Origin of the sequence: Microcella sp., from assembly GCF_051860105.1 — a bacterium.
Classification (GTDB): Bacteria; Actinomycetota; Actinomycetes; order Actinomycetales; family Microbacteriaceae; genus Microcella.
Genome location: NZ_JBHYEO010000020.1, coordinates 1 through 17,961, shown reverse-complemented (window position 1 = coordinate 17,961; position 17,961 = coordinate 1). Strand labels below are relative to the sequence as shown.

17 protein-coding genes are annotated in these 17,961 nt (G+C 65.8%); 9 read left to right on the top strand and 8 right to left on the bottom strand.

Translation table 11 applies throughout. The features are described from left to right. Positions 1 to 90 precede the first annotated feature (90 nt). The 7 genes from ACTIE9_RS10625 to ACTIE9_RS10595 all read left to right on the top strand — a co-directional run bounded on the left by ACTIE9_RS10625 (position 91) and on the right by ACTIE9_RS10595 (position 5,165). A complete protein-coding gene (locus ACTIE9_RS10625) occupies positions 91 to 678 on the top strand; it encodes a GNAT family N-acetyltransferase (protein WP_439565547.1) in 588 nt (195 codons plus the stop codon). Between the two features lie 188 nt (positions 679 to 866). Beyond that, positions 867 to 1,799, top strand: coding sequence for a hypothetical protein (locus ACTIE9_RS10620; protein WP_439565546.1), 933 nt, complete (start codon positions 867 to 869; stop codon positions 1,797 to 1,799). A gap of 7 nt (positions 1,800 to 1,806) precedes the next feature. Next, positions 1,807 to 2,877: a sensor histidine kinase gene (locus ACTIE9_RS10615; protein ID WP_439565545.1), complete on the top strand. Its 1,071-nt coding sequence runs from the start codon at positions 1,807 to 1,809 to the stop codon at positions 2,875 to 2,877. Then, the gene (locus ACTIE9_RS10610; RefSeq protein WP_439565544.1) at positions 2,874 to 3,554 is read left to right on the top strand and encodes a response regulator; all 681 of its coding nucleotides are present in this window, start codon (positions 2,874 to 2,876) and stop codon (positions 3,552 to 3,554) included. Before ACTIE9_RS10615 ends, ACTIE9_RS10610 begins: the two co-directional genes overlap by 4 nt. Before the next feature lie 65 nt (positions 3,555 to 3,619). Beyond that, positions 3,620 to 4,168, top strand: coding sequence for a TetR/AcrR family transcriptional regulator (locus tag ACTIE9_RS10605; protein ID WP_439565543.1), 549 nt, complete (start codon positions 3,620 to 3,622; stop codon positions 4,166 to 4,168). Then, complete coding sequence (locus ACTIE9_RS10600; protein ID WP_439565542.1) at positions 4,165 to 4,752, top strand: dihydrofolate reductase family protein; 588 nt, start codon at positions 4,165 to 4,167, stop codon at positions 4,750 to 4,752. The genes ACTIE9_RS10605 and ACTIE9_RS10600 overlap by 4 nt, the downstream gene beginning before the upstream one ends. A gap of 71 nt (positions 4,753 to 4,823) precedes the next feature. Continuing rightward, positions 4,824 to 5,165, top strand: coding sequence for a YciI family protein (locus ACTIE9_RS10595; protein WP_439565541.1), 342 nt, complete (start codon positions 4,824 to 4,826; stop codon positions 5,163 to 5,165). A 96-nt stretch (positions 5,166 to 5,261) separates the two neighbouring features. Here the strand turns inward: ACTIE9_RS10595 and ACTIE9_RS10590 are convergent, their stop codons facing one another. Together ACTIE9_RS10590 and ACTIE9_RS10585 are read right to left on the bottom strand one after the other, a co-directional pair. Beyond that, complete coding sequence (locus ACTIE9_RS10590) at positions 5,262 to 5,774, bottom strand: flavodoxin family protein (RefSeq protein WP_439565540.1); 513 nt, start codon at positions 5,772 to 5,774, stop codon at positions 5,262 to 5,264. Positions 5,775 to 5,787: 13 nt separating this feature from the next. Further along, a complete protein-coding gene (locus ACTIE9_RS10585; protein WP_439565539.1) occupies positions 5,788 to 7,197 on the bottom strand; it encodes a DUF4389 domain-containing protein in 1,410 nt (469 codons plus the stop codon). 120 nt (positions 7,198 to 7,317) lie between these two features. Between ACTIE9_RS10585 and ACTIE9_RS10580 the strand changes: the two genes are divergently transcribed. Further along, positions 7,318 to 9,171 carry a DUF2207 domain-containing protein gene (locus tag ACTIE9_RS10580; RefSeq protein WP_439565538.1) on the top strand — a complete coding sequence of 618 codons (1,854 nt, stop codon included), beginning with the start codon at positions 7,318 to 7,320 and terminating at the stop codon, positions 9,169 to 9,171. A 13-nt stretch (positions 9,172 to 9,184) separates the two neighbouring features. On the opposite strand, the gene ACTIE9_RS10575 is transcribed toward ACTIE9_RS10580, so the two are convergent. Then, positions 9,185 to 9,598 (bottom strand): DUF1801 domain-containing protein, encoded by a 414-nt coding sequence (locus ACTIE9_RS10575; RefSeq protein WP_439565537.1) that lies wholly within the window; start codon positions 9,596 to 9,598, stop codon positions 9,185 to 9,187. 126 nt (positions 9,599 to 9,724) lie between these two features. Between ACTIE9_RS10575 and ACTIE9_RS10570 the strand changes: the two genes are divergently transcribed. After that, positions 9,725 to 10,819 carry a hypothetical protein gene (locus ACTIE9_RS10570; protein WP_439565536.1) on the top strand — a complete coding sequence of 365 codons (1,095 nt, stop codon included), beginning with the start codon at positions 9,725 to 9,727 and terminating at the stop codon, positions 10,817 to 10,819. 565 nt (positions 10,820 to 11,384) lie between these two features. On the opposite strand, the gene ACTIE9_RS10565 is transcribed toward ACTIE9_RS10570, so the two are convergent. The 5 genes from ACTIE9_RS10565 to ACTIE9_RS10545 all read right to left on the bottom strand — a co-directional run bounded on the left by ACTIE9_RS10565 (position 11,385) and on the right by ACTIE9_RS10545 (position 17,337). Then, complete coding sequence (locus tag ACTIE9_RS10565; protein WP_439565535.1) at positions 11,385 to 12,215, bottom strand: WD40/YVTN/BNR-like repeat-containing protein; 831 nt, start codon at positions 12,213 to 12,215, stop codon at positions 11,385 to 11,387. A 23-nt stretch (positions 12,216 to 12,238) separates the two neighbouring features. After that, positions 12,239 to 12,826, bottom strand: coding sequence for a DUF305 domain-containing protein (locus ACTIE9_RS10560; RefSeq protein WP_439565534.1), 588 nt, complete (start codon positions 12,824 to 12,826; stop codon positions 12,239 to 12,241). A 580-nt stretch (positions 12,827 to 13,406) separates the two neighbouring features. Then, complete coding sequence (locus tag ACTIE9_RS10555; protein WP_439565573.1) at positions 13,407 to 14,156, bottom strand: alpha/beta fold hydrolase; 750 nt, start codon at positions 14,154 to 14,156, stop codon at positions 13,407 to 13,409. A gap of 180 nt (positions 14,157 to 14,336) precedes the next feature. Then, on the bottom strand, positions 14,337 to 15,287 hold the full coding sequence (locus tag ACTIE9_RS10550) for a metal-sensing transcriptional repressor (protein WP_439565533.1): 951 nt from the start codon (positions 15,285 to 15,287) through the stop codon (positions 14,337 to 14,339). Next, positions 15,277 to 17,337 (bottom strand): heavy metal translocating P-type ATPase, encoded by a 2,061-nt coding sequence (locus ACTIE9_RS10545; RefSeq protein WP_407665169.1) that lies wholly within the window; start codon positions 17,335 to 17,337, stop codon positions 15,277 to 15,279. Before ACTIE9_RS10545 ends, ACTIE9_RS10550 begins: the two co-directional genes overlap by 11 nt. Between the last annotated feature and the right edge of the window lie 624 nt (positions 17,338 to 17,961).

The window sequence follows — 17,961 nt, the reverse complement described above, 5'->3', positions numbered from 1 at the left end:
GGCGGCGTGGGGCCCTTGCCTGCCGCGTATGCCAGCCACCAGACTGGGGCCTCCTGTCAATGGGGTCACCGTGACGAGAGGGCGAGCACTATGCAGAGTTCCCACGTCATCAGACCACTCACTCCCGAGACGTTCCCGGCGTGGCTGGCTCTCGCGCAGAAGCACAACGGCGTCTGGGGCGGGTGCTACTGCTCGTACTTCCACTCCGACACAGAACTCACCGTCAAGAGCGAGTACGACCGCCCCACGTTCAAACGGCGACTGGTGACCGAGGGCGTTGCGCATGCTGCGCTCGTCTTCGATGGCGACGATGTGATCGCCTGGTGCCAGTACGGCAGCCCGGTCGAGCTGCCCGGCATCTACCACCGCAAGCAGTACGACGCGGGCGAGGCCAGGCCAGCGCCCTGGCGCATCACGTGCTTCTTCGTCGATCGCGACCATCGTCGGTCGGGGGTGGCTCGGGAGGCACTGGATGGTGCGCTCGCGCTGATCGCGCGGGCCGGAGGAGGCGACGTGGTGTCGTTCCCGAATGAGCTCGCCCCCGACAAGCGCACGTCGTCGTCGTTTCTCCACAACGGCACGAGGGCCATGTTCGAGAAGGCAGGCTTCACGTTCGAGCGCCGAATCGGCACCAGCAAGACCGTCATGCGGATCACGGTCGCTCCCGCCACGCCATAACGCACGGGGAGCGACTCGGGCGCCCCGCATCGCCACGCGATCGGTACCGCTCGACGGCTCGGCCGAGATCGTCGTCCTCCCCACGGGGTACCTGAAGTGACCCCACAGGAGGGATGAGGAGCGCGCGCCACACCCGTACTTTTGCTGAGCCTGCCGAGAGGGTCTCGCCGGTGAAAGGACGATCCACCGTGCTCAGACACCTCGGGAGCCACCTCTGGGGCCACGTTCGCCCCCTCACCGCCCAGCAGCGCTTTCTCTCCGTCGTGGGGGTCGTGCTGATCGCCTCGGGCATCATCCACGGAGTCATAGCGATGGGAGCGCTCGCCTCAGGGGACGACTGGCTGGGGCCTCTCTCGTGGCGTAAGCCCGTCGTGTTCGGGCTGTCGTTCGGCATGCTGTCGCTCACCGTCGCCTGGATTCTGCGCCTCATGCCCCACCGACGCTGGGGATGGATTCCCACTGCCCTGCTCGGTGTGTTCTCGGTGATCGAGGTCACGGCCATCACTTTTCAGACGTGGCGCGGCGAGCCCTCGCACTTCAATACGGCGACCGACGTCGACGCGATCATCTTCAGCGTCATGGCCATCTCTGTGCTTCTGGTCGTTCTCAGCCTTCTTCTCGTTCTGATCGGGGTTCTCGTGCAGTTCCGGGGCAACGGCGGCGAACGGCTCGCAGTGATCGTCGGGCTCGTCTGCCTCATCGCAGCCGGATACATCGGAAGCGACCTCATCAGCGCCGGCCAGGCACACCTCGCGACCACCGGCAGCGTGCCCTACGAGGTCGTGTTCGGCCCTGAGGGCAGCGGCAAACTCGCGCACTTCGTCGGCATGCACCTCGTGCAGTTCCTCGCAGTGCTCGCCATCGTCTCGGCAGAGCGTCGACGGCTTGCTCTCGTCGCGCTGGGTTCGGTCGGCGGCGTGGCGACGTTCGTGTCGGTGACCGTGACCGCCTATGCGGGCGAGTCGTGGCTCGCCCCCGCGCCTGCCGTGGGAGCCCTCGGCGTTGTCGGTATCGTGATCGCTCTCGTAGCGCTGGCACTCAGCATGCGCTCGTTCGCGTCTCGCCCCGCCACACTCCCGCCGCAATCGCCCCAGCCGCAATCACCCATGACAGTGGGATGATGTGCTCGTGGTGCGCAGAACGGCTGTGATCCTTGACCTCAGTGTGTCGATCACGCTGACCACGGTCTTGGTCATCGAGCAAGCGGTGCGGGCATCACCTGAGTCATCGACTCTCGTCGGCTCGATCGCTCTGGCGATCGTGATCGGCGGGAGCCTTGCCTTTCACCGCCTGTGGCCGCTTGCGAGCTACGCCGTCGGCAGTGCAGCGCTCATCACCCAGGCCCTCTGGGCCGACTTCAGCGCGATCGCTCCCTACGCGAACCTGGTCGGGTTGTTTTCGTTGGGCGTGTACGGCAGTCGCCGTCGTGCACTCTGGGGCCCCGTCATTCTGATTCCCGGGCTCATCGCATACTTCACCGGCGCATCAGAACCGTTCGGTGTTCTCACGATTACTGCATTCGGAGCGTGGTTCGCCGCCTGGGCGGTGGGATTCCAGATGGCCCGAAGCCGGGAGCAGTCGGATCGTGCGCGAGAGGCCTCGCGGCACGAAGCGATCGCCGAGGAGCGGGTGCGCATCGCTCGAGAGCTGCATGATGTGGTCGGGCACACGGTGAACGTCATGCTGGTGCAGGCGGGCGCGAGCCGCCTCATGATCGATCGCGATCCCTCGACCGCGAAGGCGATGCTGGGCGACATGGAGAACACGGCGCGTCAGGCCCTGGACGAACTCGACACCCTTCTCGGAATCCTGCACGACGATGTCGAACCCGCCACCCCGATGGGGCTGGGCGAACTGCCCGCCCTGCGAGACCGGCTGTCGGCAGTGGGCCTGGAACTCGAGCTCGACATCGTGCCGCGCACTCTGCCACCTCCCGTGGATGTCGTGGCCTATCGCATCGTGCAAGAGGCGCTGACGAACTCTCTGCGGCATGGCAAGGCTTCACGAGCGACGGTGCGCGTCGCCGGCACGGAGACGCTGACCATCGATGTCTCCGACAATGGGCACAGCAGCGGCCACTATCTGCCCGGCCGCGGACTGCGGGGCATGTCAGAACGCGTGGAGCTGTTCGATGGCTCGCTGCAGCACTGGCGCGACGCGCACGGCTTCCACATCCACGCCGAACTGACACTCGCGTGACGATCTCGATACTGATCGCCGACGACGATGCCCTGCTCCGCCAGGGCGTCAGGGTGGTGATCTCGAGCGCTGATGACATGCGAGTGGTCGGCGAGGCTGGTGACGGGTTAGAGGCGGTCAGGCTCTGCCGCGAACTGAAGCCCGACGTCGTGCTCATGGATGTGCGGATGCCCGGAATCGACGGCATCGAGGCAACCCAGCGCGTCACCGCCGAGCACGACGGTGTTCGGGTGCTCGTGCTCACCACGTTTCGCCACGACCACTATGTCTGGGGCGCCATGCGCGCCGGGGCGAGCGGGTTCCTTCTCAAGCGCACGGAGCCAGAACGCCTCATCGACGCCGTGCGCACGATCCACAGCGGAGACGCGCTGCTCGATCCTGCCGTCACTCGCGACCTGATCGACCACTTCGTGCTCGGAGGTGGCGCCGATCTCGACGGCAATGCCGTTGACCGCGCGGCCGTCGCGCTCTTGACCGATCGCGAGCAGGAGGTTCTTCGGCTCGTCGCCCTCGGCCACTCCAACGCCGAACTCGCGGCAACTCTGGTCATTGCGGAGTCCACCGCGAAGACTCATGTCAAGCGCATCATGGCAAAGATCGGGGCGCGTGATCGTGCTCAAGCGGTCGTCGTGGCGTACCGATCGGGTCTCGTCTCGGCAACAGATCGCGTTCGCTAGCCTCGCGGCACCCACGCGCATCTCGCGAACCCGTCCGAGTTAGTGAATTATGATTTACTAATGGCATGGCACGCCCCCGGACCCTGAGCGACGACGAGCTGCTCGACCGCATCGACGCCGCGCTGTCGACCCGGGCGGACGGCGGCCCCTGGAGCCTGCACGACGTCGCCCCGGCTGTCGGGCTGTCACCGGCCGGCCTGCTTAAGCGCTTCGGCTCGAAAGACGGGCTGCTGCACGCGCTGGCACGTCGGTGGATCGCCCGCATCCCGGTCGCGCCCCTCGGCGACCTCCCGGCGGAGCGGGAGCTACGGGCCTATGTCGCGGAGGCGTTCGGTGCTCCCTCCGACGCGGCGGCCGTCTACGCCCTCGGCGAGGTGCTCGGCGACCTGCGCTCACCGACGCTGACCGCGGCGCTCCACGAGGGCTGGAGCGCGCAGGTGCGCTATCTCGAGCAGCTGCTCGAGCAGCTCCCCCTCCCGCGCCTGCGCGACCCGCACGGCGGAGCAATGCTGCTGCTCGACGCGCTGCACGGCGCCCTGTTCCGGCACGCCGCCGGCCTCGAACCGACGCCCGCCACCGACACCCTCGACCGATTCCTGGAGACCTGGACATGACCACGACCCGCACCTGGCGCGGCTGCGTCTTCATCGGCGTGAGCCTCGACGGCTTCATCGCCCGCACCGACGGTGAGCTCTCGTGGCTCACCGACCCCGAGCCCCGCGCCCACCCCATCGGCGCGCACATCGCCACCGTCGATCCGCCTGCGCCGGCTCTCGTCTGGGAGACGTTCTACCCTGCGATCGACACCCTGCTGATCGGGCGCCACACGTACGAGTCGGTGCTCGCCTTCGACCCCTGGCCGTTCGACGGGAAGGCGGTGATCGTGCTCAGTTCGGGTCTGGTGACCGACGACGAGCGCGTCGTGGTCGCGCGGTCGCTCGACGAGGCCCGGAGCATCCTGACCCGAACCGGCGCACGCCGGGTCTACATCGACGGCGGCCGCACGATTCAGGCGTTCCTGGCTGCCGGGCTTGTCGACGAACTGACGGTGTCGATCGCTCCGGTGCTGATCGGCAGCGGGCGCCGGCTGTTCGGTGACCTCGATCGCGACGTGCTGCTGAGCCTGCGCGGCACCCATGCGACCGCGGATGACGGGCTCGTGCGACTCACCTACGACGTCGTTCGCCCGGGCTCGTAGTCACCCCGACGCGCTCGCCGCTCACCCGCACACCCTCGCGGCACCGGAACCCGACGCGCTACCGTCAGCCCATGACGAAGTACCTGATCTCCTTTCCGAGCGGTGTCATGCAGGTGGCAGACGGCGATTGGGACAACGTCGTCGAAGAGTCGCACCAGGTGATCCGCGACATGAAGGCCGCGGGCGTCTACGTCTTCGGCGGCGGCATCAATGAGGACGTCGCTCCCGTCGCCGTCGCCGGCGACGGCACCGTGAGCGAGCCGCTCTACTCCGCGTTCGACGACCTCGACGGCGGCCACACGATCATCGAGGTGCCGACCCGCGCCGAGGCGATCGAGTGGGCGCGCCGGGTCGCGGTCGCCTGCCGCTGCCCGCAAGAGCTGCGCGAGTTCATGTACGACCCCGAATCGTGATGGCCCGGTCGTGACGGAGGTCGCGCGATGACCGCGCCGAGATCGACGCCGCCCTCGACCGCTGACGCGCGCGGCGCCTCGACGGCGAATTAGAGGTCAGCGCGGAGCGTCAGCGACGAGAGCGCCCAGCGACCGGCCCCACTCCTCGGCGCGAGCCAGCTCCCCGTCGACGAGCGGCCCCTCGTACCCGTGCACGCGGAACGTCTGCGAGGCGGTGCTCACGTCGAACCCTCGCGATCGCAGCTCGTGGCGCGCCGCCTTCGCCGCCGAGCCGGGAAGCCGCGGTGCGTCGACCTTGGTGTCGAAGGTGACCGCCGTGATCGGATAGAACACCGCGGTCACGTCGTCGAGCCACTCGCGGATGCCCCGCTCGACGATGCGCGGCGCGTGCTGCGTCTGCACGGCCGTCTCGCGCGTCGAGGGCCTGCTCATCGAGAACGCGTGCGTCGGCCCGCCGACGATCACGAGGTCGTAGGTCTCCAGTTGGGTCGGTGCCGCGTCGGCCGAGACCACGTCGACGGGCGCGACCGATGCGAGACCATCGGCGATGGCGCGGGCGACCTGCTCGGTGTTGCCCCACAGGCTCTCGTAGACGACGATCGCGCGCACAGCATCCCGCTCTCTAGATCTCGACGTGCGCCGAGGGCTCGGCGCGTGGCGCCATCGGCTCGGTCGACCCCTGGTCGAGGCGGAACGGTGGGTACTCGTCGCGCATGAGCGCGACGTAGGCGGCGACCCTCAACGCCCAGCGGTTGAGGCCGAGGATGAGGTCGAAGAGGGGCTGCCGATAGGTGCCGGTGAACAGCAGAATCACCGCCGCGACGAGCACGAGCACGCCCAGCAACGACGCGCCGGCGCCCGCCGCCGACCCGTAGCCTCCGTGCGAGCCGACCGCCCCGGCCGAGCCACCGAGCAGGATGCCGACGATCACGAGGTGCGGAATCGCGAGCAGCCAGCCCTTGACGAGCACGAGCCCGTTGTTCAGACGCTCGGGGTAGGCGACGTCGAGGTCGGCCGGGTAGTCGGTGCGCTCGAGGCTGAACGGCGGGTAGCGGTCGGTGCCGAGAGCGGAGTATGCGTAGAACGCGACGCGCCAGGTGTAGCGAAGCACGGCGGTCGTGAACGGGAACAGTGCGCGCGGGTAGCGCCCGGTGAACAGGATGCCGAAGAAGGCGATGACCGTCGCCACTCCGAACGCCACCCACAGCACGCTCAGCACCAGGTAGTGCGGAATCACGAGGATCCACTTCACCAGCCACAGCCAGCGCGAGACACCGGGGTCGAGGTGGCCGGTCACGGCGACCGGATACGGCCCGGTCATCGCAGCGGTCTCGAGGCTGCGCCCGCGCCCCCAGCCGAACAGGCCCGAGATGAGCAGCGCCAGGCCGATGAGCAGCAGCACGCCGGAGGCGATCACGATCGCTGCGGCGACCGGCGCCGCCCACGGAGCCTCGACGCCGATGCGCAGGCTCGTCTCGACGCCCGGCGAGCCGTCGGCGTTCATGATGACGAGGGTCCAGTCGCCGGGCTCGAGCACCCACGTGATCGTCTGGGCTCCGGGGCCGCTCTCGGAGGCAACCCAGAAGGACTGTGCGTCGGGCGACTCGACCGACGCGGTGCCGTCGATCTCATCGAGTTGGATGCGCGGCGGGTTGCCGCGCAATCCGTCGAGTTCGGCGACCGCGACACCGTCGAGGTACTCGGCCACAGCATCCGAGGGTCCGATCCCGACGAACACGGGGTCGTCACCGTCGCGACCGGCGGTGACGGCGAAACGGATCTCGGGCACGGCCGACCCCTCGATGTCGATCGGGGGTGTGACGATGGCCGACGACGACGTCGAGAGGCGCGCGGTGGGTGCGCCCACGAACCCGTCGCTGGTGCCCACGGCGACCACGGTGGCGAGCGCGGCCGCGGTGATGAACTGCGTGCCGGCGAGCGCCGTGATGAGGCCGCCGACCACGATCATGGAGAGCCAGCCCCCGCGACGCGGTGCAGCGGGAGGGGATACCGGGTGCAGTGCGTCTGACATCAGCTGACCTTCGCCTCGGGGAGCGGAACCTGCGCGTGCGCCGCCCAGTCTGCTGCTCGCGCCCGGAGAGGGGTAGAGCACAAGGTCCTGGGCTGCGGGATGCTCGCTAAGGTTGCCCGCATGCGCACACCCGCTCGGCTCGCCCTCGCCCTCACGCTCGCCGCCGGGTTCGCGCTCGTGCTGGCACCGTCGGCCGCCGTGGCCGGCAGCGCGCCCCTCGCCGCGCTCGCCGCCGACACGAGCGACTTCACCTTCGACTCGTTCGACGCCGACTACATGCTCAGCCGCGAGGCTGACGGCACCGCGACCCTTCAGGTCGTCGAGACGATCGTCGCCCGCTTCCCCGACTTCGACCAGAACCGCGGCATCATCCGGGCGATCCCCGACGACTACGACGGCGTGCCGCTGAACACGCAGGTGATCGGCGTCGTCGACCAGAACGGCTCCCCCGTGCCCTACGAGTCGGCGTACTCGGGCGGTTTCGTCGAGCTCGCCCTCGGCACCGACGAGTTCGTGCGCGGCGCGCAGACTTACGTCATCAGCTACACGCAGCAGAACGTCGTGCGCTCGTTCGATGACACCGCCTCCGACGAGTTCTATTGGGACGTCAACGGCACCGGCTGGGGCCAGCCCTTCGGCCGCGTGAGCGCGACGGTGACCCTCGCCCCCGACGTGGCGGCGACGCTGACCGGCAATGCGGCCTGCTACGTCGGCGCCCTCGGCGAGACCGAGCAGTGCACGATTCAGGATGCGGGCGGCGTGTTCACCGCGAGCGCCACCGACCTCGCCCCCGGCGAGACGGTGACCGTGGCCATCGGCTTCGCGCCCGGCACGTTCCTCACCCCTGAGCCGACTCCCCCGCCGCAGCCGCAGGAGGTGCCGTTCTGGATGCACGCGCTCTCGGGCGGGGTGGGCCTGGCGAGCGTGGGCGCACTCGCTGCCGCGATCGTGTCGCGCGTGCGCGCCGGCACCAGTGCGAAGAGCCGTGGCGCGATCATCGCCGAGTACTCCGAACCGGAGGGCATCGACATCGTGCAGTCGGCGCACCTCCTCAATCGACCGGCGAGCGGTATTCCGGCCGCCGTCGTTCGCCTGGCCGTGCGCAAGAATCTGCGCATCCTGGCCTATGCGGTCAATGAGGGCGGAGCGCCCTACACGCTGCAGTACCTCGGCGACGATCGAGCCGACGCGCTCGATCTCGCGCTGCTCGAGGCGCTCTTCGGCGCCGACCGGGTCGCCGGGTCGCTCACCCCCTACGGCGAGTACGACTCGGCGCTCGCGGTGAAGCTCGACGCGCTGTCGACGAGCGCGTTGTCGTCGCTCGAGCCCCTGGGCTTCCGGCGCAAGCCCTCCGGTCGCGGCTTCGGCTGGCTCATGCTCGCCGCGCAGTGGGTGCTGCAGGCCCTCGCGTTCGGCGCGATCGTGGTGTCGACGGGGCTGTTCCTCAATGTCAGCCCGCTCGCGTTCGTGTCGCTGCTCGTCGCGTTCTTCGCAGGCTTCGCCGCCTTCGGCCTCGCCATCCGCCCCCTGCAGCTGACCGAGAAGGGTCGCGCGGCGAAAGACCACCTCGAGGGTCTCAAGCTCTACCTCACCGTCGCCGAAGAAGAGCGACTGCGAGTGCTGCAGAGCCCGCAAGGCGCCGAGCGCATCGACGTGGGCGACAACCTCCAGATGGTCAAGCTCTACGAGAAGCTGCTGCCGTGGGCGGTCGTCTGGGGCGTCGAAGACCAGTGGATGCGCGAGCTCGAGGTGCGCGTCGCCGCGCTCGACACCGCGCCCGACTGGTTCGTGGGTCGTAGCGGTTTCGAGGTGGCGCTCTTCACCTCGGCCGTGCGGGGAATGACCGCGACGACCACCGCACCGGTCTCGAGCTCGTCGTGGTCGGGCAGTGGCGGCGGCAGCTTCTCGGGCGGTTCGTTCGGCGGCGGCTTCTCGGGAGGCGGCGGAGGAGGGGGCGGGGGCGGCGGGCGCTGACCCGACTGCACCGTCAGGATCCGGGCGCTCGGTGATCGATGGCGAGCCAGCTGACGAGCACGCGACGCAGCGCCGGCTCTTTCGCGCGGATGTCGTGGGCGTCGGCGAAGGCGATGAGCCCACGGATGTCGGAGGCCCACTCGACGAGGCCCTCATCATCGGCGAGCACGGGGGCGCCCTTCTTCTCCTCCGGCCGAGTGGCACCCATGTGCAGCACGAGCTTCACGACGCCCTCCTTGTTGCGGAGGTTCATCGTGATGCGGTCTTCGCCGTCGAGCACGTAGCTCGGGGCGTTCCACTTGACGTGCTCGATCAGGTCGGCATAGAGCGAGCCGATGATGTCGCGCAGCAGTTGCACCTGCTCGGCAGTCTGAGCATCGAGCGCAGTCATGATGTCGGCGATCGAGACCTGCTTGGCGGGGGCCATGGTGCGAGTGTATGAGCCAGTCGGGTTTCGCGGGTTGTCGATCAGCCAGGCCGGGTACGCCGCGTCGAGCGAGCAGCGCCGACCGATCGGCGTCTGATCTCGTGGTCCCGTGCTTGACTGATCGTCATGAATCACGAGCTGTCCGAGGCCGACGATCGGGAGCTCGAACGCCTTGCCTACGGGCGCGCCGACACTCCGGATCGGATCTCGCTCGCAACGGCTGCGGGCCAGGAGCTCGCTCGTCGCGCCGACCTGGCCGCTGAGACGAGAGCTCGGATGACCGTGGATCTCGCCATCGGCGACACCGCCTCATCCGAGCAGGATCGCTCCGAGTCAGCACCATATCGACCGGACGATCGGCACCCACGGCGGATGCGGACCGTCGGGCTCGTTGGCGTGCTCTCGGCCCTCCTGGCCATTCCGACGGTTGGCTGGGCGCTGGCGTTGCCCGATCCTGATCCCCTCGCGATCTTCGACGAACCGGAAACCGACGAAGACCGCGAGTGGTCAGCGCGACTTCTGCAGGGCTATACGGCGAACATCACGCAAGGGCCGCGGGTCACTCCGCTGGGGAACGACCGCTTCGGCATCGTGTACCGGGCTTCGACAGTGCCCGACGGGCGGAGCACTGAGTGGGACATGTACTGCATCGTCATCGCCGATCTACCCGAAGGCTCCGGGGGCTGGGGTGGCGGCGGCACCTGCGTCGCCCCGCCCGTCTTTGACGATGTCGGCATCGTCGTCGGTATGGAGGGCGCTATCGGTATCACCGCCGGTTCAGACCTGTTCGCATGGGGGCCCGTGGGTCCTCCCCGGCTCGAAAACGATCAGGACCTCCGCGGCAGCGAGTTTGCACCGAGCGTTATCGATGTCATCGCTTTCGGAGCCTACGGAGGCTCCGAAGTGGCTGACCCCTTCTCCGGCATCGACGAGCCTGATCGGCTTCTCATGGGGCCCTCTGCGGTCTACATCTCACCGGAGGCAGAGGGAAGCGGTGCCGACTTCTCGGCCTACCTCATCGAGGGATCCGACGGAGAAGCGGAGTACTGCCTGAGGGCTCGCCACCCTGACGCGAACACCGCGACGAACTGTGCCCCTCTCGCACGAGTCGAACGAAGCGGCCTCACCGTGCAACTCCGCATCCCCGACAGCGTCTGGACGGTGGGCGTGAACATCGACGGTTCGATCAGTTCGAGCGCGTTCCCGCTCGCGGCCGGATAGCGGATGAGACGAGCACGTTCCCGCGCAGGAGAGCCCGCTCGTCTGCGAACGATCCCGGGTGCACCTGCTGCAGGTTTACTCGAACCCCTCTCGCTCTGCGACCTCACCTCAAGAGCTGCACTTCCGCTCGACAGCTAATGAGCACCAGGATGCTCGCCCCGAACCACGTCGGCGAGCCCGCCAACTGCGAACGCACGAAGCTGAGGCCGTCATCGATCGCTACCGCGAAGTCCGCAACATCCGAACCGTTGCCGCAGAGCTACGGCTCTCTCGGTCAACTGTCGCTCGCATCCTCAATGAACACGGTGTCGACGCAACGCGCAGGATGACCGCAGCCCAGATCTCCGAAGCGGCCAAACTTTACGAGCAGGGGTTGTCAAGCGGAGTGATCGGCAAGCAATTGGGATACGACAACCACACGATCTTGAGGGCTCTGCGTCGGCGTGGAGTTCCAATAAGGCCGGCTGCACATCGGAAATGAAAAAGCGGCTTCACACAAGCGATTGGACTAGACACCGTTCGCCGGTGCACGTGGGGTGCGGCGCTCGGCCGCACCCCACGCAAGTCAGAACTCCGCCATCATCGTCCAGGTGGCTCCTCGATCATCGGACCGATGCACGCCCTCAATCCCGGCCACGACGATCGAACCATCGTTGCCAACCGCCACGGCGTCCGTGAGGGGTGGCGCCAACCCGGTTGACGTCCACGTCACCCCGTCGGGGCTGGTGAGAACATAGCCGTCGACGTCGACTCCGGCGAGGAATGCCTCGGTTGTCACGTCTGCCGGGCTGGACGCGATCAGAACCAAAAGCGGAGCGCCGTCCGCGGCGGTGAACGTCATGCCGTCGTCGGTGCTGACGAGGAGACCCTGCTCCGTTGTTGCGTAGAGCCTCTCGGCGTTCGCATCCCAGCTGAGGGAGCGCGCGCCGATCGGCAGCCCTGAAGTCCAGGTCTCCGCACCGTCCCGACTGACCATGACCTGACCTGTGGCCGAGTCAATGCCAGCCAGCGCCATCCCGTCAGGCGACTGCGCGATCGTCATGCTGTGGAAATCAACTTCCCCGACAAGGGCGATCGGCGCGAACTCACCGCTCTGCATGCTGAGTTCATACACGCCGATGTTCGGCGGCAGATTCTCGTCGGGTGCCGGGTGGCCTGAGAAGTAGATGGTGTCGCCGAAGCGCGCCATCCCCATCACATCGCCTGCCCATTGACCGACGCGTTCGACCGAAACGTCGGCCGCCACGCTAAGGACTCCTTCATGAGTCGCGACGTAGGCTTTATCGCTCTGCGGGTCAAGATCCACAGCGTGCACGTGCGACACGATGATGGGGGTTTCCGTCGCGGGGGAAGTGCATCCCGCCAGGCCGACGGAAAGGGTGGCGGCCGCTGTCACGGCCGCCACTCCTATCCGCCGCATCAGGAGTCGAGCATCGAGCGCATCAGCTCGATCTCCGCCGTCTGGCTGGCGATGATGTTTTCCGCCAGCTCACGCACGCCGGGGTGCTCGCCATCATCGAGGACGTCTTCCGCCATCTCGATTGCGCCCTCATGGTGCACGATCATCTGCTCGAGGAACAAATCCCCTGCTTCAGATCCGCTGGCGTCTTCGAGTGCCTGCATGTCCTCTTCGGTCATGCCTGCCATGCCGTCCATTCCGCCCATGCCGCCGTGTTCCATGCCGTCCATGTTGTCGCTCATGGTGGGCATGCCCCAGTCGTCGAGCCACTGCTTCATCTGCTCGATCTCGGGACCTTGGGCGGCCTTGATCTGCTCGGCCAGCTCCACGACCTCGGGGTCGACTCCGGACTTCGACAGCAAAACGTCGCTCATCTCGATGGCACCCTCGTGGTGCGGGATCATCATCTGCACAAACATGACATCTGCCATGTTGGCGCCGGAGCTCTCGGACGGCTCAGTGGTGGTCGAGCATGCAGCAAGCCCGACCATGCTGATAAGGGCGAGTGCACCCGCTGCGAGCGCGCGGGTGCGGAATGACTTCTTCATTTTTGTGCTTCTTTCGTCAGTATTGGATGTTCGGTCGCAGTGATGACGACGTGATCACGCGGTCATCAGGCGGCGAATCACTGACGGTTGATGCAGAGTTCTGAGAGTTCCGGAGGGCGAGGGTCCGCAAGACGACGAGGTGTGCTGTCACGTCGCGACACACCCGGAGCCAAGAGACCGTACCGGAAAGCCACGAGGGGAAGTACCAGGCTGACGACCACGATGAGCGCCAGGAAAACACATGCCATCAGGAGCGCGGCGTGATCGCCAGCACAGTCCACGCACGTTGAATTCTGGTCATCAGGTTCGCTGGCATCGCTGTGCGGAGCGACAGTCTCAGCGTGGTTGTGCTCCATCGACATGGCAGAACCAGCGACTGAGCTCGAGGCAAAGGTCGAATGACCCGCGGGGGTCGAACCATGAGCGCCCATGGCGACGCCGACGACCGCGAACGTCGCGATCAGAAGCACGTACCCGAAGCGCCGAAGAATCTGTTATACCTCCAGGGGGTATCTTCTCACACCTCAGGAATCTGATGCAGCGTATTCGCTGAGAACAGTGCGCACGATCGATGCACAGCTCACCGGGTCGCTGAGCGGTAGACGATGACCGCCTGGTCGGCGTGTGGCCGAAATGTTCGCAAACCGCTCGGCAAGCTGGTCGGCGCGCCCGGGAACGGGGACCGGGTCCTTGTCGCCGTCGACCATTCGCACTGGGACGTTCCGGGCAGCCAAGTTGACAAGTGCATCAGACCACCCAGGGTCGCGCACGAGTGAGTCGAAGCCTGCGATGTAGCCCGGCCAGGTGTGTTCGATTGAGTCGCGGGCGATCGCGACGGGCAGTCGGGGGCTGATGGCGACCGCAACGCCGCGTGCCACGGTGCGGTTGTCACACATCCAGTGGCACACTCTCTCGGCCAGCGGGCCTTGCGAGAGCAGCGCCTCGAACCAGCCCATATATGCCGGATGCGGTCGTTGGCCTCTTCAGCAGAACGATACAGGGGAGCATCGAATGCCACGACTGCCCTCGTCGGTGCGTGTCTCGCGCCCGCCCGGAGCGCCAGGGATGCGCCCATGGAGTGGCCGACGAACACGACGGGCTGAGTATGTAGGTCGAGGGTCCGCAGCACTTCGAGTACAGCATCGACGTGCACCCCCGCATCGACGGTCTCCTGAAGCGCCGGATGGTGAATCGAAGCACCGAATCCGATCGGGTCGATGGCCACGACCCGCGCGCGCTGTCCAATCACGTCATACTTCTCGCCCCAGAATCGTTCGCTCGAGGCGAGGCCCGCGAGAAGCACGACGACCGTCTCGCCCAACCCATACATCCGCACTCCGAGGCCGGCAACCTGGGTGCGCTTGCCGGTACCCGGTCGCCAGAGACGCGCCTCTTGAGAGAGAGCGTGAATGCTCGTCCACAAGAGCGGCGGCACTGCAAGGGCCGCCGCACTGACGACGTGCCACACGTTCATGAGCGTCGAGCGTAGCCAACAGGAAAGAGATGCGCTTTACAGGTTTGCAAGCAAGCTCTCCATCTCGGCGATCTCATCGATCTGTTGCTCAATGATGGAACGAGCGAGCGCGACAGCCTCAGGGAACCGGCCGCCTTCGACCTCGACTTGGGCCATCTCTACCGCGCCTTTGTGATGAATGATCATTCCTTCAAGGAACAGCCGTGCGGCTTCAACGCCCTGGGCGTCCTCGAGAGCCATCATGTCTGCCTCGCTCATCATGCCGCTCATCATCATGGAGTGACCACCATGACCGCCGGCCATGGTCGGGGTGCCCCACGCTTTGAGCCAGTCGTTCATCTGGTTGATCTCTGGCTGCTGCGCAGCTTCAATCCGAGCCGCGAGCTCTTGAACTTCCGCAGGAATTCCCTCTTTGCTAAGAATTGCTTCGGCCATTTCCAGGGCCCCCACATGATGGGGCACCATGTTCGAGGCGAAGGCAACGTCTCGATCGTTGAATGGTTCTGCTCGGTTCATCCACGCGAGCGCTCCTGCGACACTTATTCCAAGAATCGCAACGATCCCGGAAATGATTGCTATACGTTGTTTCACTGTCATCCTCCTTCCACTTTCGTGGGTGTTAGTACTCGACTTGAAAACAAGTCGAGGCGTGGCAGTGGCGGAAACCCAGCGACGCCGCACCAAGGTATATGGTCCCCCCAAACCCGCGAATGGATGGGCTGCCTCCTCAAGTTTGGCTTCGGCAACGTCACCACCAGATCGAACGGCATCACTAACACAGTGCTTCAGGTGTTCATCTAGGAGCCCCACGGCCACGCCTTGTAAGGCGCTTGTGAGGGCCGAGATCTGAGTCAAGATGTCGATGCAGTACTGCTCTTCATCCACCATGCGGTGAACACCACGCGCCTGGCCCTCGATGCGCTTGAGCCGAACAAGGTACTTCTCCTTATCGGCAAGGTAGCCATGGGTGCCCTGATCAGCTGACATGCGCAACCTCCGACTTCTGCGCGGGTAGCGAACCCAAGATGGCCTTCACGCTCGCCTCGGGTTTCAGGTCAAGGCGTCTCAGCCACTGCGCGTTCAATGCGACCACGATGGTCGAAACCGACATCAAGACAGCCCCGATGGACATCGGCAGCACGAACCCGATCGGCGCCAGCACACCAGCCGCAAGCGGCACCGAGAGGAGGTTGTAGCCCGCTGCCCACCACAGGTTCTGCTTCATCTTTCGGTAGGAAGCCTTCGAGAGCTGAATCACCGACAGCACCGATCGCGGGTCAGAGCTTGCCAAGATCACCCCGGCCGAAGCGATGGCGACGTCAGTACCTGCACCAATGGCGATACCGACGTCTGCTTGTGCCAGGGCTGGAGCGTCATTGACGCCATCACCGATCATCGCGACCGAGCGACCTTCGTTCTGAAGCTCCCGCACCTTTGCCGCCTTGTGCTCGGGACGAACTCCAGCAAAGACACGATCGATGCCGAGCTCGGCCGCGACCGTATGAGCGACCGCTTCCGCATCGCCAGTGATCATCACGACCTGACGTCCAAGAGCGTGCAACGCCGCTACTGCTTCTCGAGATTCGTCTCTGATCGCGTCAGCCAGGCGCAGCGCCCCGACCACTTTTCCGTCCGAAACGACGTGGAGGATGATTGCTCCCTCCTTGCGCCACTCATCTGCGATTTCGAGTTCTGTCACGTTCTCCTCAGTGAGGAGGTGTGGCCCGCCCACGCGAACTTTCTGACCGTCGACTTGCGCGGTCACGCCAACTGCTGGGGAAGAGGTGAAGCCACTCGCCCTTGGCACGTCGATGCCGCGACTTCGCGCCGCCTCAACGATTGCGCGAGCCAACGGGTGTTCGGAGTCAGACTCGGCGGCGGCAGCGAGCGCGACGACCTGATCTTCCGTGATCCCATCGGTGGCTTCGACTGAAGTGACGGTCGGCTCACCCTTGGTGAGGGTGCCCGTCTTGTCAAACAGGATGGTGTCAACCGTCCGCATGCTTTCAAGGGCGAGGCGATCCTTAATGAGCACACCCCCGCGCGCTGCTCGCTCAGTCGCGATCGAAACAACAAGCGGAATGGCAAGACCGAGAGCATGCGGACAGGCAATGACCAGCACCGTCACAGTTCGAATGACCGCATCCTCCGGAAGACCAATAAGGCTCCACACGACCGCAGTGACGACTCCGGCGGCAAGCGCGAACCAGAACAACCACGCAGCAGCGCGGTCTGCGATCCGCTGTGCTCGCGACGTCGAATTCTGCGCCTCGGTAACCAGACGCTGAATGCCAGCCAACGCAGTGTCTTCGCCCACCGCGGTGATCTCAACACGAATCGATGAGTCCGTCGCGATCGTGCCGGCGACAACAATCTCGCCTTCACTCCGTGTCACCGTCTTCGACTCACCGGTGATCATCGACTCATCCATGCTCGCAGAACCCGAAACGACTCGGCCGTCAGCCGGAACGCGACCACCAGGACGGACCACCACCACGTCGCCGAGTTCCAGATCCGCCGGCGCGACAGTGCGGAACTGATCTCCGTCGACGACTTCCGCTTCGTCAGGAAGCAAAGCAGCCAGCGAGTCAAGCGCCGATGTCGTTTGCGCGAGGGAACGCATTTCGATCCAGTGGCCAAGGAGCATGATGACGATCAGCAGTGCAAGCTCCCACCAAAAGTCGAGCTGATGATCAAGCAGCCCAAGGCTTGCGCCGAGCGACGCGACGAACGCCACGGTGATAGCAAGTCCAATGAGCAGCATCATTCCAGGCTTGCGGGATCGAATCTCCGAGACTGCTCCCACCAGGAAGGGCCGACCACCCCAGAGATAGATGACCGAACCGAGCAGCGGCGAAACCCAGGTCACCCAAGGCCAATCAGGGAGTTCGTAGCCAAGAAGCATGGCGAACATGCTCGAGAGCCCAACCACTGGTACTGCGAGCACCAACATGATCCAGAAGAGACGTCGGAACTGACCCACGTGATCACCGTGACCAGCGTGACCACCGTGGCCAGCGTGCGCACCGTGTTGCATCGCGGAGTGGCCCGAGGACTGATGCCCACCATGCTCATGGTGGGTGTGGTCATTATGGGCGTGCTCTTCTTCGGACGCGGCTCGTCGTCGGATCACTTCGTGGGGAGACGGGAGCGTTTCAGCGGATGCCGCGAACTTCTCCGGATCCGCGTCAAAGCGGAGGACGCATCCCTCGCAGCACAGCCAATACCTTTGCCCCTGGAAATCTCGGTAGAGACCCGCTTCCTCCGAGTCGCTCTTCACGACCACGGTGTTGGGCATCACAGGACAGACCGCAAGCTTCGACTCCGGCGTGGTCGCTGATGCTGTCGAAGGGTGGACATGGTGATCGTGATGCTGCATTGCTTCTCCTTACCCGCAGGGGCTTCTCACCTCAGTATACCCCAGGGGGGTATCAGCGTAAAGGCTTTTCGAGGCGCGTGATTGAACGCTTGACTGACCAGATCGGTCTCCTCGCCAACGACAGACTTCCCCGCAAGAGGCAGGGGCGAAGACGAGCTCGGCGAGCGCAGGCGTGACGAGGAGCTTCGCCGAGCGGAATACCCGACCGGAATACCAGTGCCCCTGGAGGTGTCTGGTTTCAGCACATCGTGGACACTTGTCTCCCGACATCGTGGACAGCCG

Coding starts and splice junctions, on each gene's coding strand:
- ACTIE9_RS10625 (WP_439565547.1), top strand. CDS start 91: ATGCAGAGTTCCCACGTCATCAGACCACTCACTCCCGAGACGTTCCCG.
- ACTIE9_RS10605 (WP_439565543.1), top strand. CDS start 3,620: ATGGCACGCCCCCGGACCCTGAGCGACGACGAGCTGCTCGACCGCATC.
- ACTIE9_RS10600 (WP_439565542.1), top strand. CDS start 4,165: ATGACCACGACCCGCACCTGGCGCGGCTGCGTCTTCATCGGCGTGAGC.
- ACTIE9_RS10595 (WP_439565541.1), top strand. CDS start 4,824: ATGACGAAGTACCTGATCTCCTTTCCGAGCGGTGTCATGCAGGTGGCA.
- ACTIE9_RS10585 (WP_439565539.1), bottom strand. CDS start 7,197: ATGTCAGACGCACTGCACCCGGTATCCCCTCCCGCTGCACCGCGTCGC.
- ACTIE9_RS10580 (WP_439565538.1), top strand. CDS start 7,318: ATGCGCACACCCGCTCGGCTCGCCCTCGCCCTCACGCTCGCCGCCGGG.
- ACTIE9_RS10575 (WP_439565537.1), bottom strand. CDS start 9,598: ATGGCCCCCGCCAAGCAGGTCTCGATCGCCGACATCATGACTGCGCTC.
- ACTIE9_RS10570 (WP_439565536.1), top strand. CDS start 9,725: ATGAATCACGAGCTGTCCGAGGCCGACGATCGGGAGCTCGAACGCCTT.
- ACTIE9_RS10560 (WP_439565534.1), bottom strand. CDS start 12,826: ATGAAGAAGTCATTCCGCACCCGCGCGCTCGCAGCGGGTGCACTCGCC.
- ACTIE9_RS10555 (WP_439565573.1), bottom strand. CDS start 14,156: ATGTATGGGTTGGGCGAGACGGTCGTCGTGCTTCTCGCGGGCCTCGCC.
- ACTIE9_RS10550 (WP_439565533.1), bottom strand. CDS start 15,287: ATGTCAGCTGATCAGGGCACCCATGGCTACCTTGCCGATAAGGAGAAG.
- ACTIE9_RS10545 (WP_407665169.1), bottom strand. CDS start 17,337: ATGCAACACGGTGCGCACGCTGGCCACGGTGGTCACGCTGGTCACGGT.